This window comes from Arthrobacter sunyaminii, assembly GCF_018866305.1.
GTDB classification, from domain to species: Bacteria; Actinomycetota; Actinomycetes; order Actinomycetales; family Micrococcaceae; genus Arthrobacter_B; species Arthrobacter_B sunyaminii.
Window position 1 is genome coordinate 2,903,925 of sequence record NZ_CP076456.1, and the last position, 15,858, is coordinate 2,919,782.

The 15,858-nt window shown below is 63.4% G+C and carries 16 protein-coding genes and 1 other RNA gene; 8 read left to right on the forward strand and 9 right to left on the reverse strand.

Features of this window, described 5'->3' with window-relative positions; translation table 11 throughout:
• Positions 1-114 precede the first annotated feature (114 nt).
• The 6 genes from KG104_RS13055 to KG104_RS13080 all read left to right on the forward strand — a co-directional run bounded on the left by KG104_RS13055 (position 115) and on the right by KG104_RS13080 (position 6,145).
• Positions 115-696 (forward strand): DoxX family protein, encoded by a 582-nt coding sequence (locus KG104_RS13055; RefSeq protein WP_104052502.1) that lies wholly within the window; start codon positions 115-117, stop codon positions 694-696.
• 4 nt (positions 697-700) lie between these two features.
• A complete protein-coding gene (gene aroA / locus KG104_RS13060) occupies positions 701-2,077 on the forward strand; it encodes a 3-phosphoshikimate 1-carboxyvinyltransferase (RefSeq protein WP_104052503.1) in 1,377 nt (458 codons plus the stop codon).
• A complete protein-coding gene (gene rsgA / locus KG104_RS13065; RefSeq protein WP_104052504.1) occupies positions 2,077-3,192 on the forward strand; it encodes a ribosome small subunit-dependent GTPase A in 1,116 nt (371 codons plus the stop codon). The genes aroA and rsgA overlap by 1 nt, the downstream gene beginning before the upstream one ends.
• Before the next feature lie 115 nt (positions 3,193-3,307).
• The gene (hisN, locus tag KG104_RS13070; protein WP_104052505.1) at positions 3,308-4,117 is read left to right on the forward strand and encodes a histidinol-phosphatase; all 810 of its coding nucleotides are present in this window, start codon (positions 3,308-3,310) and stop codon (positions 4,115-4,117) included.
• A gap of 2 nt (positions 4,118-4,119) precedes the next feature.
• Positions 4,120-4,911, forward strand: coding sequence for a class I SAM-dependent methyltransferase (locus tag KG104_RS13075; RefSeq protein ID WP_237688595.1), 792 nt, complete (start codon positions 4,120-4,122; stop codon positions 4,909-4,911).
• 121 nt (positions 4,912-5,032) lie between these two features.
• Positions 5,033-6,145, forward strand: coding sequence for a carboxylate-amine ligase (locus tag KG104_RS13080; protein ID WP_181032237.1), 1,113 nt, complete (start codon positions 5,033-5,035; stop codon positions 6,143-6,145).
• An 8-nt stretch (positions 6,146-6,153) separates the two neighbouring features.
• Here the strand turns inward: KG104_RS13080 and KG104_RS13085 are convergent, their stop codons facing one another.
• Together KG104_RS13085 and KG104_RS13090 are read right to left on the reverse strand one after the other, a co-directional pair.
• The gene (locus tag KG104_RS13085) at positions 6,154-6,594 is read right to left on the reverse strand and encodes a DUF2568 domain-containing protein (RefSeq protein WP_181032236.1); all 441 of its coding nucleotides are present in this window, start codon (positions 6,592-6,594) and stop codon (positions 6,154-6,156) included.
• Between the two features lie 35 nt (positions 6,595-6,629).
• The gene (locus KG104_RS13090) at positions 6,630-8,339 is read right to left on the reverse strand and encodes a glycoside hydrolase family 13 protein (protein ID WP_207348006.1); all 1,710 of its coding nucleotides are present in this window, start codon (positions 8,337-8,339) and stop codon (positions 6,630-6,632) included.
• A gap of 257 nt (positions 8,340-8,596) precedes the next feature.
• Between KG104_RS13090 and KG104_RS13095 the strand changes: the two genes are divergently transcribed.
• Positions 8,597-9,088: a DUF1269 domain-containing protein gene (locus tag KG104_RS13095; protein ID WP_104160712.1), complete on the forward strand. Its 492-nt coding sequence runs from the start codon at positions 8,597-8,599 to the stop codon at positions 9,086-9,088.
• A 142-nt stretch (positions 9,089-9,230) separates the two neighbouring features.
• A complete protein-coding gene (locus KG104_RS13100; RefSeq protein WP_104160553.1) occupies positions 9,231-9,632 on the forward strand; it encodes a hypothetical protein in 402 nt (133 codons plus the stop codon).
• A gap of 101 nt (positions 9,633-9,733) precedes the next feature.
• On the opposite strand, the gene KG104_RS13105 is transcribed toward KG104_RS13100, so the two are convergent.
• The 7 genes from KG104_RS13105 to KG104_RS13135 all read right to left on the reverse strand — a co-directional run bounded on the left by KG104_RS13105 (position 9,734) and on the right by KG104_RS13135 (position 15,764).
• Positions 9,734-10,369, reverse strand: a complete 636-nt coding sequence (locus tag KG104_RS13105; RefSeq protein WP_104052510.1) for a uracil-DNA glycosylase family protein — start codon at positions 10,367-10,369, stop codon at positions 9,734-9,736.
• Positions 10,370-10,720: 351 nt separating this feature from the next.
• Positions 10,721-11,090: a transfer-messenger RNA gene (ssrA, locus tag KG104_RS13110) on the reverse strand.
• Positions 11,091-11,175: 85 nt separating this feature from the next.
• On the reverse strand, positions 11,176-11,649 hold the full coding sequence (gene smpB, locus KG104_RS13115; RefSeq protein ID WP_104052511.1) for an SsrA-binding protein SmpB: 474 nt from the start codon (positions 11,647-11,649) through the stop codon (positions 11,176-11,178).
• 42 nt (positions 11,650-11,691) lie between these two features.
• Positions 11,692-13,092 carry a peptidoglycan DD-metalloendopeptidase family protein gene (locus KG104_RS13120; protein ID WP_104160552.1) on the reverse strand — a complete coding sequence of 467 codons (1,401 nt, stop codon included), beginning with the start codon at positions 13,090-13,092 and terminating at the stop codon, positions 11,692-11,694.
• 53 nt (positions 13,093-13,145) lie between these two features.
• A complete protein-coding gene (gene ftsX / locus KG104_RS13125) occupies positions 13,146-14,057 on the reverse strand; it encodes a permease-like cell division protein FtsX (protein WP_104052513.1) in 912 nt (303 codons plus the stop codon).
• Positions 14,054-14,863, reverse strand: coding sequence for a cell division ATP-binding protein FtsE (gene ftsE, locus KG104_RS13130; protein ID WP_104052514.1), 810 nt, complete (start codon positions 14,861-14,863; stop codon positions 14,054-14,056). The genes ftsX and ftsE overlap by 4 nt, the downstream gene beginning before the upstream one ends.
• 127 nt (positions 14,864-14,990) lie before the next feature.
• Positions 14,991-15,764 carry a 3-hydroxybutyrate dehydrogenase gene (locus tag KG104_RS13135; protein ID WP_207348005.1) on the reverse strand — a complete coding sequence of 258 codons (774 nt, stop codon included), beginning with the start codon at positions 15,762-15,764 and terminating at the stop codon, positions 14,991-14,993.
• Positions 15,765-15,858 lie beyond the last annotated feature (94 nt).

Sequence of the window (15,858 nt, forward strand, 5' to 3'; positions counted from 1 at the left end):
CCGCGGTGTTTTGGCGCCGCCGCGCGGCATAAGGTGTGCGCGACCGGTAAAAGTGCCAAACTAGGAGTATTCTGCCCGGCTATTCCGAGACCGGGCAGCAACCAGGAGGTCAATATGTCGATTGTCCGTTTGCTCGCCCGCCCGCTGCTAGCCACCGGCTTTATTGCAGCCGGAGTTGACCGCCTGCGGGATACCGACCAAACCGCGCAGCAGTTGCGGCCCACCCTGGATCGTGTCGGTGCACTGGTGCCTTCCGCTGCACCCGTTACCGGCAACGCCCAGCTCGTTGCCAAGGTTCTCGGCGCCACGCAGGTGGGTGCCGGTTCGCTGCTGGCTCTGGGCAAGTTCCCCCGTTTGTCCGGCCTGCTGTTGACGGGCACCGCAGTGCTGAACGCCGTCGTTGAGTACAAGAATGCCGAAACAGACACTGCCGATGAGCGCAAGGCACGCCGTGCCGCCCTGCTGAAGAACCTCTCCCTGATCGGCGCCGTCCTCCTGGTCGCCGTGGATACCAACGGCCGTCCCGGCCTGGCATGGCGTGCCGGTCATCTTGCTGATGACACCCGCCGCAGCGTTGCCTCCCTTGGCAAGGATGCCGGCCGCAAGTCGCGGTCAGTCCAGAAGGACGCCGCCAAGCAGCTCAAGAAGGCCAACAAGACCGTCCGCACCACCGCAGCCGGCATTGTGGGTTCCTAGCTCCATGTCTTTCCCCGCCAATCCGCAGACAGTCTCTCCCTGGCCCGCTCCCCGGGTGTCGGCACCGCTGGACGCCGACGTCCGGGTACCGGGTTCCAAGTCCCTGACCAACAGGTATCTGGTCCTTGCTGCCCTGGCTGACGGCCCCAGCAGGCTCCGGGCGCCCCTTCATTCCCGGGACACCGCCCTCATGGTCCAGTCACTCCGGGCGCTGGGCGCCACGGTGACCGAGATCGACGGCGACGGCGCCTTCGGACCGGATCTCGAGATCCGGCCGATGGATTCGGGGACCGCATCCGGGACAGGCATTGACTGCGGGTTGGCGGGAACAGTCATGCGGTTCGTGCCTCCTCTGGCCGCACTGAAAACCGGAAGCACAGACTTCGACGGCGATCCCCACGCGCGCCAGCGGCCGATGGCCGCGATCATCGATGCGCTCCGCGCGCTGGGCGTGACGGTGCACGACGACGGCAGAGGGGCCCTTCCCTTTAGCGTGGCCGGCACCGGAGAGGTAGCCGGGGGCCGGTTGGAAATTGACGCCGGAGCGTCCTCCCAGTTCGTCTCGGCCCTGCTGCTGGCAGGCGCGCGCTTCAGGGACGGACTGCACCTGGTCCATGTGGGCTCCACCCTTCCCAGCCGTGAGCACATTGCCATGACAGTCCAGGTGCTGCGCGGGGTTGGTGTGCAGGTGGACGATTCCGTCCCGAACGAGTGGCGCGTGGCGCCCGGCCACATCCGTGCCTTCGACGTAGCCATCGAGCCGGACTTATCCAATGCCGGACCGTTCCTGGCCGCAGCCCTCGTGGCAGGCGGCACCGTGCGCCTGGCCGGCTGGCCCGAACACACCACACAGGTGGGCGACCGGTGGCGGAGCATCCTGCCCGCCCTTGGCGGCACAGCCACCCTGTCCCGGGGCACCCTGACTGTGACCGGCTCCGGCCGCATCACCGGAGCGCAGCTTGCTGACACCAGCGAGCTGGCTCCCACGGTGGCCGCGCTGTGCGCCCTGGCAGATTCCCCCTCAACACTCACCGGCATTGCCCACCTGCGCGGCCACGAAACCGACCGCCTCGCTGCCCTGGTGACCGAGATCAACCGGCTGGGCGGAAACGCCGAAGAGACCGAAGACGGCCTGATCATCCGTCCCGCGCCCCTGCACGGCGGTGTTTTCGAAACGTATGCCGATCACCGGATGGCAACGGCAGGCGCTCTCATCGGCCTGGCGGTGCCGGGAGTCCTGGTGCAGGACATCGGCACCACCGCCAAGACGCTGCCGGAGTTTCCTCAGTTGTGGCGTGAACTCGCCGCCACGGCCCAACCACCGGCTGCAGCGGAACCAGGCTCTGCCGCGGCTCCGGGCCGGACGGAAGGTGCGCGCTGATGGCCCGCTCAACCGGCAGCTGGGATGAATCGGATGTCCGCATCCGTCCCAACAAAAAGGGGTCGCGGCCCCGCACCAAGGACCGGCCCGCCTATGACGAGGCCGTCACGGGCCGCATCATCACCGTGGACCGCGGACGATACACCGCCGTCGTGGACGAAGACACCCCCACGGAACGCATCGTCACCGCAGCCCGTGCCCGTGAACTGCGCCGAAACCCGGTGGTTGCCGGCGACCTCGTGTCGCTGGTGGGAGACGTGTCGGGCGGACCGGACACGCTTGCCCGCCTCGTACGCATCCAGGACCGCCGGACCCTTCTGCGCCGCAGCGCCGATGACACCGATCCCGTGGAACGCGCCGTCGTTGCCAACGCTGACCAGCTGGTCATCGTGGTGGCGGCAGCAAACCCCGAGCCGCGCACCGGGTTCATCGACCGCGCCCTCGTTGCTGCCTACGACGCCGGCATCTCGCCGCTGCTGTGCATCACCAAGGCCGACATCAAGGACCCCGCTGAACTGCTGGCCAATTACGAGCATCTGGACCTGGATGTCATCATCAGCCGCACCGCGGCGGACGACGCGTCGGGAATCGATGCCCGCTCCGACGATGGCCTGTCCGCCCGCCTGCAGGGAGACGCCGTGCAGCAGCTGCACCGCCACCTCGAGGGCAAGGTCTCGGTCCTGGTGGGGCACTCCGGTGTCGGCAAGTCCACCCTGGTGAATGCCCTGACCGGCTCCGACCGCGCCACCGGCGGCGTCAACGCAGTGACCGGCCGCGGAAGGCATACCTCATCCTCTGCGCTGGCCCTGAAAGTCCTGGAGGCGCCGTCGGGCAGCTGGATCATTGACACTCCCGGTATCCGCTCCTTTGGGCTTGCGCATGTTGACCCCGACCGGATCCTGCAGGCTTTCCCGGACCTTGAACCGGGAACTGAAAGCTGTGAACGCGGGTGCCGGCACGACGACCAGGCCAAGAACTGCGGGCTGGACCCGTGGGTGGAGTCGGGGCGGGCCGGGGCTGCCGGGCCTGCACGGCTCGCCTCCCTGCGCCGGCTGCTGGGTTCCGGCACCCGGACGGAAAACCGGGCATCTGCCAAGGAGCTCGGCGCGCAGTGACGCTTGCCGGGAACACACCAGAAGACTGCCGCGGCGTCCACGAGAGCGCGCCACGGCAGGTCCCGGGCCGTGTAATCGTGGGCACCGCCCACCGAATAAGGATAAGTTGAACAGTATGCCGTTCGCCCAGAACTACAACGATGACCTGCGACTCGCCCACGTCATGGCCGATTCCGTGGACGATCAGACAATGTCCCGCTTTAAGGCCCTTGATTTGAAGGTTGAAACGAAGCCGGACCTGACGCCCGTCACCGACGCCGACAAGGCTGCGGAGGATGCCATCCGCGGGCAGCTCTCCCGCGCCCGCCCCCGGGACGCGGTGCTTGGTGAAGAGTTTGGCTCCACCGGATCCGGGCCGCGCCGCTGGGTGATTGATCCCATCGACGGCACCAAGAACTTTATCCGCGGCGTCCCCGTCTGGGCCACCCTGATTTCCCTGGTCGACGACGGCGTTCCCGTCCTGGGCGTCGTCAGTGCACCGGCGCTGGGCAAGCGCTGGTGGGCCGCCACCGGAACCGGCGCCTATATGGGACGCTCCCTCGCCTCCGCCACCCGGCTGCGGGTGTCCAACGTTTCCGAACTTTCAGATGCTTCGCTGTCCTATTCCAGCCTCGGAGGCTGGAAGGAACGCGGCAACTTTGACGAGTTCATTGGGCTGACGGAATCGGTCTGGCGGACCCGGGCATTCGGAGATTTCTGGTCCTACTGCATGGTCGCGGAGGGCGCCGTGGACATTGCCTGCGAGCCGGAGCTGAACCTGTATGACATGGCAGCGCTGGTCCCCATCATTACCGAAGCCGGTGGCAGATTCACTTCCCTGGAAGGTGAAGACGGTCCGTTTGGGGGCAACGCCCTGGCCACCAACGGTGCGCTGCACAGTGACGTCCTGCGCCGGCTCAACCCGGCGCTGGACGACCTGCTCTGACCGTGGCCCCGTCAAGGTCCGGCCCCCGGCTGGAAGCCCTGCGCCGGCAGGAACTGGCGCGCAGCTATGAGGACGGCGGGGAACACTATGACCGCATCCGTCCCGGCTACCCCGCCGAAGCGGTCCAGTGGTTGTTTGCCGGGCCCCGGAACGCAGCTGCCGGGCCCGGCGCCCGTGTGGCCGACATCGGGGCCGGTACCGGCAAGTACACACGTTCCCTGGCCGCCGCGGGTTACCGGCCCACCGCCGTCGACCCCTCCGCCGACATGCTCAGCCAGCTGCAGCAGATACTGCCCGGAGTACCCGTCCTGCAGGGCACTGCTGAGGCCACCGGACTTCCCTCCTCCTCCATGGACGCCGCCACCGTGGCACAGGCCTGGCACTGGTGCGATCCCATCGCAGCAAGTACCGAGCTGGCACGGATTCTCCGGCCCGGCGGAATCCTGGGGCTGGTCTGGAATCAGCTGGACGTCAGCGTCCCCTGGGTCCACCGCTATTCGCGCATCATTCATGCCGGAGACGTCCTGAAACCCGGATTCCGGCCGGTTGTCGGCCCCGAGTTCTCCCCTGATGATTCCCACGTCACCCGGTGGTCGCAGCAGATGACCCCCGAGGACCTGATGGAGCTCGCCAAGTCCCGTTCCTACTACCTCAGCGCCGGCGGACAGGTGAGGGACAAGGTGATGGCGAACCTGGCCTGGTACCTGTTCGAACATTTGGAATACCGTCCGGGGCAAATCCTGGAGCTGCCCTATCTGACACTCTCCTGGCGGATGGTGCTGTCCGGGGGCTGATTAACAGCTCAGGTAGTATCTGTTCGCCGAGACCCCGCGGCATGTAGTCTGATGCCTCCGGCTCCGATGGGTGCCCGGACTTATCCAGCAACATACTCTGCTGCGGAACGGGGGCACGCACGTGGTCACCTTTGGAATCGAAGAAGAATTCCTGCTCGTCAACCCTGACAGCGAAATGCCCAGCTCCCGGGCCGGTGAGGTGATCACGGCGCTGATCCCCGGCGACGGCGTCAGTCTTACCAGCTCCGCGGAATTTCTGGCCTGCCAAGTCGAGAGTGCCACTCCTATCTGCAGCGACCGGGACGCAGCTCTCACCTCCCTGCTCGATTTCCGCGGCCGCCTTCAGGAGGCAGCGGCAGCGGCCGGACTCGCCGTCGCGCCCACCGGAGCAGCTCCTCTGGTTGAGGCTTCCCCGGCCGTTGTGAGCGGCACGGAACGCTATCAGGACATGGGTGCCATGGCCGGCGCTGTAACCGATGAGCACTATGTGAACGGAACGCACGTCCATGTTGCCATTCCCAGCCGGGAAGAGGGCGTCCAAGTCCTCAACCGCCTGCGCCCCTGGTTGGCCACTCTTGGGGCCATCAGCGCGAACTCTCCCTATTGGCATGGAAGGGACACCCTCTTTGCAAGCTGGCGGCTTGTCCAGTACCGTCGCTGGTCGGTGCAGGGGTGCCCGCCGTATTTCCAAAGTTCAGCGGACTACGACGCACGAGTGGCCAAACTTATGGCAACCGACGTTGTCCTTGATTCCGGCCACGTCGGCTGGACTGCCCGCCTTTCCAACCGGTTTCCCACCATCGAGATTCGGGTGGCCGATACGCAGTTGGAGGCACGGGACGCAGTTTTGCTGGCCCTCGTTGCCCGCGGGCTGGTAAGCACCGCGCTGTCCGAGGAGACTGCCAGCGTTGACGGCAGCCCGGACACGCTGGCCGATCCGGAAATCCTTGATGCCGGACTATGGCAGGCTGCACGCTTTGGATTGCGGGGGAACCTGTTGGATCACGGACCCAACGGCGGTGATCTGAGCCGTGCTGCCCCCGCCCAGGTGGGCGCGTTGCTGGACTATATTCGGCCTGCCCTTGAGGAGTCAGGCGATGATTCCTTTGTCCGGGCGGGTCTGGCGCATGTACTGTCCACGGGAACCGGCTCGCAGCGGCAGCGGGAGGCGGTACGCCACGGTGGCTTCGCCGCGCTCAGGCCGCTCTTTGCAACATCACTGACGGCGTCCTGACAACCGGTTTATTTGGCCCGCCGGCCGGAACGACGCGGCGCTGAAGCCACGGCCGGGTACCCGGCGGCAAGGTCCCACACCAGGTTCACAACGGCAGCCGCTGCAACCAGCACGGCGGCCAGGGCCAGACCGCTCACCATAAGTGCGCCCGCACCGGCAAGAAAGGCACCGCCGGCTACCAGTGGAAGCGCCGGCCACGGCAACCGGTTCTTGGCGCGGGGTGCCAGTACGAGGCTCCACAGGACAACCGACAGTGCCAGTGCAACAACAGCGGCGGGAGCCCGGTGCGAGGGAAAAGCGGTAATAGCCCAGTATGTAACAGCAAAGAGGAAAGCTGTTTCCAGGGCGAAGGCCAGCACCTGCCGGACAATTAGTGTCCACGGTCGGGAGCGGCCCTCACCTGCGGGCTTCGTTGCGGTGCGGGTCCGGGATGTCTCGTCCTCTGTCACAGAAGCAACTTTAGCCCCAGCGGCAGAGAATCCGGCTACCCGAACTCGTAGGTGGAAATATCCACGATCCGAGCCTCCCAGGGGCGCAGCCAGTGCGGCTCACCGGCTTCCTCATAGTTGCCCAGGATCAGGTCTCCGCTGCCGAGGTTGGAAGGCAGCTCCAGCACAGCACCGGAGACGTTGCACTCGACCAAAAACTGCTGGTCGCCGAGGCTGCGCCGGAATGCATAGAGAGTGGGATGTTCCGGGTCCAGCAAATGAAAATCACCGAGTGAAACAACTGCGGATTCATGCCGCAGACGGATCAGCTTCTGGTAGTAGCGGTAAACGGACTTCTCCGAGGCCAGGTCCGCCTCGGCGTTGATGTGGCGGAAGTTGGCGTTCACCGGTATCCAGGGCGTTCCGGTGGTAAACCCGGCGTTCGGTTCACTGCTCCACTGCATGGGGGTGCGGGCGTTGTCCCGGCTCATGGCGGCAAGCGCCGCCAAGACTGCGTCCGGATCGGACCCGCGGCTGAGTGCATCAGCGTAGTAGTTCAGAGATTCCACGTCGCGGTATTGATCGATGGACGTGAACCCGGCACTGGTCATTCCGAGTTCTTCACCCTGATAGATGTAAGGGGTTCCACGGTGCAGATGCAGCAGGGTAGCCAGAAGCGTTGCCGACTCGTAGCGGTATTTCCCGTCATCTCCGAACCGGGACACCTGCCGCGGCTGGTCGTGGTTTCCCAGGTACAGGCTGTTCCAACCCGTTGCGGAAAGTCCCCGCTGCCAACGGTTCCAGCTTGTTTTCAGATCTCTCAGGTCCAGTCCCCGGTAGTCCCACTTGTTTCCGGGGCTCTGGTCAAGGCTGACGTGTTCAAACTGGAAAACCATGTCCAACTCTCCGCGGTGCGGATCAGTGAACAGGAGCGCCTGGTCTACGGTTGCCCCGGGCGTCTCCCCCACGGTCAGGAAGTCCCCGGTGCGGTTCGCAAACACCGCACTCCGCATCTCACGCAGGAACTCGTGGATCCGGGGACCTGAAGTGAAATACGGCGTCCCGTCACCCCATACGCCGCCGGGCTCCACTACGCCGTCGGGCAGCGCCGGATCCTTGGAGATGAAGTTGATGACGTCCATCCTGAATCCGTCGACGCCCCGGTCGATCCACCAGTTCATCACGGCGTGGACGCGTTCCCTCACCCTGGGGTTTTCCCAATTGAGGTCCGGCTGCTGCGGGGTAAAAAGGTGCAGATAATACTGTTTGGTTCCCGGATCATAGGTCCAGGCGGATCCGCTGAAGTGCGAGCCCCAGTTGTTGGGTTCCGCCCCGGGCTCTCCGGGTTCAAAGCCTGGCCGCGGATCACGCCACCAATAGGTGTCGCGTTCCGCGTTGTCCCGCGAACGGGACGATTTGCGGAAAGCCTCATGCTCGCTGGAGGTATGGTTCACCACAAGATCCATGATGAGTTTCATACCCCGGGCATGGATGCCGTCGAGCAAATCGTCAAAGTCCTGTTCGGAGCCGAACATGGCGTCGATCCGGCGGTAGTTGCTGATGTCGTAGCCGTTGTCGAACTGCGGGGACTGGTGCACCGGCGAGAGCCAAATAACGTCTACGCCCAGTTCGGCAATGTAATCCAGCCGCGCTGTGATTCCGGCCAGGTCACCGGTTCCGTTTCCGCTGCTGTCCGCGAAGCTGCGCGGATAGACCTGATAGACAACGGCGTTGGTCCACCATGCCGGAAGGTCAGGATCGCTCATGCTGGCGCCTCTCACTTGGCCCGCCGCGCTCGCGTGCGGCCCGCACCAGGCCGGACCCAGATGTGATCCGGACACGCGGGTTCGTGCATTCTACGTCGGCCCCGGCCGGTCGGACAGTGCCGCGGGACACACTCCCCCAGTCCTCACCCGGTCAGGACGATTTCCTTGCCCCCAACTTTCCGGCGTCGTTAGTGTGGGCGCTACTTCGTCCCTTTATGGTGGACGATTTCTGGATCCCCACGTTTGGAGACAACGCGATGACAACACTGACCGTATGGAAATTTCCGGATTCAGGTTCTGCGGAACAGGCAACCGAGACGCTGTCCAGCCTGCAGTCACAGGGCTTGATCAGTGTCGAGGACGAGGCCTACGTAACCTGGCCCGAGGACAAGAAGAAGCCAAGCACTCATCAGGAACATCATCTGGTGGGAGCCGGCGCTCTGGGTGGCGGGTTTTGGGGCCTCCTCTTTGGATTGATCTTCTTCATTCCACTCATCGGTCTGGTCGTGGGCGCAGCCGTCGGTGCACTTTCGGCTTCCATGGTTGACGTGGGGATCGACGACAACTTTATTAAGCAGGTTCGCAGCGAAGTCACCCCGGGAACCTCGGCACTGTTCGTCCTCACCTCGGACGCTGTGGAGGACAGGGTACTGGATACCTTCAAGAGCAGCTTCCCCGACGCGAAGCTGATTTTCACCAACCTCTCCAAGGAGCAGGAAGCCAACCTGCGCCAGGCGTTCGCGGACTAATTCGTTCGGCGCAAACATGCTGACAGCATGACCGCGCCGACCCAATTCGTGGAGGCCGGATCGTCCGACTGGACGGCCCGGCCTTCACGCATGTCCGCCCCTGCGCGGCACGCTCGCCCCGGTTCCCGTATCGTTAATGGAGATGATTACCAGACGCCAAGCTGCACTTGCCCTAGACATTCCGCTTGAAATGGCGACCCGCCATGGAATCCCCGCCCGCCTCTCCGAAGAGGAACTGGACCGCCTGCAAACTGATCCCCCTGCCTGGCTGGTCCAGTCACGCGCCAATCGGACGGGCAAACGTCCCGTATGGGTGGAGCTGGAGTGTGTGGTGTGCGGTTACCGCGAAAACGCCCGGCCAAAGAAGTGGTGGCCGGACTTTTCGTTCCTGGCCTGTGCGGACCATGCCCTTCGCGAGCTTCCCGCGGTGCCGGCCGGACATGCGCGCGGCGAATATGACGGCATCGGAACCCGCTTTACCGGATATGTTCATGTGCCGGCGGATCAGGTTCCCGGCCGCACGGAATCGCCCGACAGCCACTGACCTCCAGGGGCGGGGCCCAAACTTTCAGACATCAAAAAACCAGGTGCGCCGCGGGGCGCACCTGGTTTTTTATGTACCGGGTTGAAAAACCGGCGAGAGTCTCAGTTCCCGGGAATGGCCAAACCGGTGCGTGCCATCGCGTCCTTGTACGCGATCCGCATGGCAGCCAAGCCTTCTTCCTGACGTTCCGCCGTTGCCCCAAACGCGCGGCCGTCAACAGAGCGGGCCTTGTAAATCTTGAAGCTGCGCCGGTAAATCATCCGGTTCTCAGTCTTGAGGAAGGCTGCACACAGGCGCTGTGCTTCAGTGCCGTGGGCCACGATGGCTGAGGCACGCGGCACCAAGGCGAGGAAGCGCAGCAGAGGCTTGAGCCCTTCCTGGATCTGTTCCTTGGTCAGTTTGCCGTTGGGCTCGCCGGGAACGTACCAGGGATAAGTGTTCCACGGCATGACGTACTCCGGCCGGAGCCCCACCTGCCAGTGGACTCCGAGAAGCCGGGCAACGGCGTCGTCATCGCCCGCGGTGATGAAGCCCGATGGGTGGGCTGTGCCGATATTGGAGAAAAGGCTCACAATGCGGGTCTCGCCCACGTCGTGCATGGGATCAACGTAGGGCACCTCGGTGCCCGGCTTCAGCGCTTTGAGTGAGTCGCAGAGCTGATTGACCTCAGCTACGTTGTCGTCATAGCGACGGTTCCAGAGTTCTTCGGATTGTGTTCCATTGTCCAGGCTTTGCATAAGGTGGTGCGTCTCCTACAGGGTCGTATCGACCGGTTATAGCTCATGTGCCCGGACGGAGCGCGTACGGGCGGATGCTGCCGTATCCCGCAGCGCCGTGAGGCGGCGGCATTCACGACCGCCGACAGCGGAAGGCCGGACGCGGTTCCTGGCAACAGGTTTCCGGCTCCTGCCAGTCTAGCAATTCCTGTGGTCCCTCCTTCCCGGCTCTGCAGACCGGGGACTGAAAAACCGGGGTGCTGTGACCAAGAACTCCCCGCAGTCCGGCTAATCGCCCGACGCCGGGACAAAGAAGTCGTTAAAACAAAAACAGGGAAGCTGCCTGTGGCAGCTTCCCTGTTTTTTACTATTGGGTGGAGATGGGGGGAATTGAACCCCCGTCCGATGTCGTGTTGTCAGGGCTTCTCCGGGCGCAGTCTGCGGTGGATTTTCTCGGCCCCAGCTGTCATGCAGACAAGCAGCTGATCCGGGCCCAGCCGTCTAAGAGTCCCGAACACGCCAACGGCGAGCATGTTCAGCAGTGGCCCTCTAAATGACGCCAGGATCCGGGACGAGAGCATTCCCGGGCTGACGGACTATGCCCGCTGCTTAGGCAGCGAGAGCGAAGTCAGTGCGCTTTGAATCGGCACTTATTGTTTTACAAGGAGCGTTTACGAGATAACCCTGTATCCTCGGCCCGCTTCACCTGTCTCGACTAACACCGTCGAAACCTGTCATCCCCAATGTATTGCTAACCCATATGTACTTTTCAAACCGGCCCCATGAACCGGACCGGTGCGTTAAGTGTAGCCCATGAGCGAAGCGGGTCAGGCGCCGCGGTTTTTCTCCCGCATGTCCCGCAGGGCTTCCCTGTTGTCCTGCTTTTCGCGCAGCGTCTGGCGCTTGTCGTAGTCTCGCTTGCCGCGCGCCACGGCGATCTCCACCTTGGCCCGGCCGTCCAGGAAATACAGCTGCAGCGGAACGATGGTAAAGCCGGATTCCCGTGTCTTCTGCATGATCTTGTCCAGCTGCTCCCGGTGCAGCAGGAGTTTCCGGCGCCGGCGGGCCGAATGGTTGGTCCAGCTCCCGTTGAGATACTCCGGAATATAAGCTGCCTCGAGCCAAAGCTCATCGTTGTAGAAGGTGCCGAAGCCGTCCACCAGGGACGCGCGGCCTTCCCGTAGTGACTTGACCTCGGTACCCATCAGAACCATGCCGGCCTCGTAGGTATCGAGGATTTCATAGTTGTGCCGGGCCTTGCGGTTGGTGGCCACAACCTTACGGCCACTTTCTTTGGGCACGGGGGAACTCCTTGTCGATAAACGGAAAACTCTATTGTAGGCCTACAGCAGGCCCATGGGGTCAACCAGCGCACCGTTCAGCACCGTCTCGAAGTGCAGGTGGCAGCCCGTGGAGTTGCCGGTGGTGCCGACGTAGCCAATGAGCTGGCCGGCATTGACCCACTGGTTAACGGAGACCACAAAGCTGGTCAGGTGGTAGTAGTTCGTTGCGAGGGCACTGTTTCCGATGACGCCGTGGTCGAGGACCACGCGGTTGCCGGTTCCGATCATGCCGTCGGGCTGGCCCTGGTCGGCGCGGTAGACCTGGCCGGCTGCCGGAGCGTAGACGGGTGTGCCGCAGCTGGCGGCGAAGTCGATTCCTGAGTGCAGGTATCCGCCGGTGCCGAAGAAGTCGATGCTGCCCGGAGGCGTGGCCCGCCAACCAAACCCGGAGGAAATGGAGGCCTGCACGGGGTGGCTCAGGCCGAAGGCAGACGGATTGGTAGGCGTAACGGAGGGCACTTCAGCCACAGGCGCCGGTCGGTTGTTGCGTGCCGCTTCTTCGGCGGCTCGGCGGTTCGCCTCAGCGATCCGGGCTTCCTCTTCCTTGCGTGCCTTCTCAAGGAGGGCGCGCTGGCGTTCAGCGATATCAGCCGTTGCCTTGGCCTTGGCCGTTTCCAGGGAAGCGAGCTGCGCCTGGATGACCGGCTTTCGGGCTTCCAGCGCAGCGTTCGCTGCCGCGGTCTGCTCGATCAGGGCATCCACCTTGGCCTTTTCAGCCGCAGCGGAGTCTCTGGCTTCCTGTTCCAGGACCAGTGCCGCTTCCGCCTGGGCCTTGAGGTTGGAGATCTCCTCTTCAACCGCGGCGAGGCGAGCTTCAGAGTTCACGTTGGTGGCGTTCTGCTGGGACAGCTGCTGCATGGCGGCGTTCTGGTTGCGCAGTACCTGTTCCGCCAGCCCCATGGAATCAGTCAGGCTGTCCGCACCGTCTGCTCCCAGCATCAGCGAAAAGCTGGAGGGCACCCCGCCGCTCTTGTAAGCCTGCGCGGCAATTTGGCCAATCACTTCTTCCGTGTCATCCATGGCCGCCTGATCCTGCTGGATCTGGGCAGCTATGGTGTTGCGGGTTTCCTGCGCCAACGCAACCCGGTCGGTAAGGGCGCTGACTTTACCCGCAGCTGCAGAAACTCTGCCTTCAGCATCAGCCAAGGCCTGCTGGGCTCCGGGAAGCTGCTGCTGGTAGATCGCCAGCTCGGCGACCTTCCTGCTGGTTTCGGCGTCCAGATACTCGTACGTTTCCTGCACCTTCTGCTGCTCGGCCTCGATGGCTGCCTTGCGGTCATCCAGTTCGTCAGCAGAGGCGGTTCCGCTGAAAGCAAGCGTCAACGCGAGTACGGCGGAGGCAACCACGCCTGCGGTGGTTTTGCGCAGGACCGGCCTCGCTGCCGGCTGGGCACTAACCATTGATGGAACCGTCCATGGAGTCTGTCAGCTTTCTCTTCAAAGTGAGCAACACTCTAAACCTTTAAGTAGCGTCTAAGCGTTAGTAGTGAGGATCCTCCGGCCAGCAAAGCCCCAATAACAAGTAGAACAGGGCTCAAGACCAGTACCTGTTGTGCGGAAATGAAAGCAGTCGCGGGGTAGGCCTCGGCAAGTGCACCGATAAAGAAGTGCGCCACTGCCCACAGCGTACCCGATGCCAGGACGGCACCAATGACGGCTGCGATGACCCCCTCCAAGATGAACGGCAGCTGGATGACGGCCTTGGACGCTCCCACCAGCCGCATAATACCGGTCTCGCGCCGCCTGCTGAAGGCAGACAAGCGGATTGTTGTGGCAATCAGCAGAATGGCGCAAACCAGCATCACCGAGGCAATAATGAGTGCGATCAGTGACGCCATGTTCATGAACGAGAAGACCTTCTCCAAAAGCTCACGCTGGTCGCTGACGGTCTCCACGCCGGGCATCGACGAGAATGCTTCATCAATAACCTCGTACTTTTCCGGATCAACCAGGGATACGCGGAAGGATTCGGGCAGCTGCTCAGCCGTCACGGAATCAACGAGCGGAGAGTTGGCGAACTGCTCACGGAAATGGCTCAGCGCCGTCGCCTGGTCCTCATAGTCAACCGACGCCACGTACTGGGAGAACGCCGGTGACTGAAGCTGGTCTTCAATGGCCTCCCGCTGCTCATCCGTCACAGCCCCGGCTGCGCAGGAGGCGGTGGTAACAGTGTCTCCGCAGAGGAAGATCGCCACCTGCACCTTGTCGTACCAATACCCCTTCATCTGGCCGATCTGCAGCTGCAGGAGTCCGGCAGCACCGACAAAGGTGAGGGATACAAAGGTCACCAGAATGACGGAGACCACCATGGACAGGTTTCGGCGGATGCCGGAACCGATTTCGCCCAGGACAAATGCCAGTCTCATGCCATGTCCCCCGTTCCCGCCGCGCCGGTCCCGCCCGGTGAACGGACGCCGTCGGCCTTGACTCCGTCGGCGGTCTTGATAACTGCGGGCTGCGGGATCACAGGTCCCTGCTGTGTCTGGGGCGCGCCCAAGTAGATGCCTTCACGCTCGTCGCGCACTATCTTTCCGTGGTGCAGCTCAACCACGCGTTTGCGCATCGTGTTGACGATGTCGTCATCGTGGGTGGCCATCACCACGGTGGTTCCGTTCTGGTTGATCCGGTCCAGGACCTTCATGATCCCCAGCGATGTGGTGGGATCCAGGTTTCCCGTGGGCTCGTCGGCAAGGAGAATTCCGGGCTTGTTGACGATGGCGCGCGCAATGGCCACCCGCTGCTGCTCACCGCCGGAGAGCTCGTGCGGCAAGCGGTTGTCCTTGCCCTCAAGGCCCACGGTTTTCAGGACCTCGGGAACGGAATCGCGGATAACGGCCCGGCTGCGTCCAATCACCTGCATGGCAAAGGCCACGTTGGCAAAGACCGTCTTGTTCGGCAGCAGGCGGAAGTCCTGGAAAACGACGCCGATTCCCCGGCGCAGGCGCGGAACGCGCCAGCTGGGGATTTTCGCCACATTGGACCCGGCCACGTAAACGGTGCCCCGGGACGCGTGCTCCTCCTTGAGGACCAGGCGGATGAAAGTCGATTTGCCGGACCCGGATGCCCCGACCAGGAACACGAACTCGCCGCGGTCCACTTCGAGGTTCACGGAATTCAGTGCCGGCCTGGAATTGCGGTCGTAGACCTTGGTGACGTTGTCGAAAGTGATCATGTCTGCTTAGCGCCCATCAATCGGCCGGAACACGGGCCTTGGTTTGGGAAAAGGGCGCCGGCTGTTCGACTATATCGGCGGTTCCCTCGACAAACGGCGATTAGGGCCGGTGTGTCGCCACAGGCGCTCACCGTCCGGACCATCCGCCGTCCATGGTGTAGGAGGCTGCAGTGACCATGCCTGCGTCTGCACCCGCCAGCCAGCCGGCGAGGGAAGCCACTTCAGCGGGCTCGACCAATCGCTTCACCGCCGGTTCGGTCAGCAAAACCGAGGAAAGTACCTCTTCCTCAGTAACACCGTGAATCCTGGCCTGGTCCTGGATTTGGGCTTCAACCAAAGGGGTGCGCACGTAGGCGGGGCAAATGCAGTTGGAAGTTACTCCGTGCGGACCGCCTTCGAGAGCTGCCACTTTGGACAACCCTTCCAAGCCGTGTTTGGCACTGACGTAGGCACTCTTGAAAGCCGAAGCCCGCAGGCCGTGGATGCTGGAAATGTTGATAATGCGGCCATAACCCCGGGCGTACATGCCCGGGAGCACAGCCCGGATCAGCAGGAACGGCGCCTCGAGCATTAGGCGCTGGATCAGCCGAAACGCTGCGGGATCGAAGTCCTCGATAGCGGCGATACGTTGAATTCCGGCATTGTTGACCAGGATGTCCGTGTCCAAATCCAGCTCGTCGAACGCGGCGGTATCGCTCAGGTCCACCTGCCAAAACGCGCCGCCGATGTCGTCTGCAACCCTGCCGGCGGCCTCACCGTTGATGTCAGCAACAGTGACTTTGGCACCCTGAGAAGCAAGTTGCCGGGCACATGCCTCTCCGATGCCGCCGGCTCCACCGGTGACTACCGCCCGAAGTCCGCTGAGATCGCCGCCGTTGCCCGGCTTGCCCGCACTTGCCACGAAACCGCCCCCTGAGCCAGGGCTGTGCCGTCCGCCCAGCCTCTAGGCCAGCATCATGCCATCCGACCCGCAAATTCGCGAGCTTCCCCCGCGA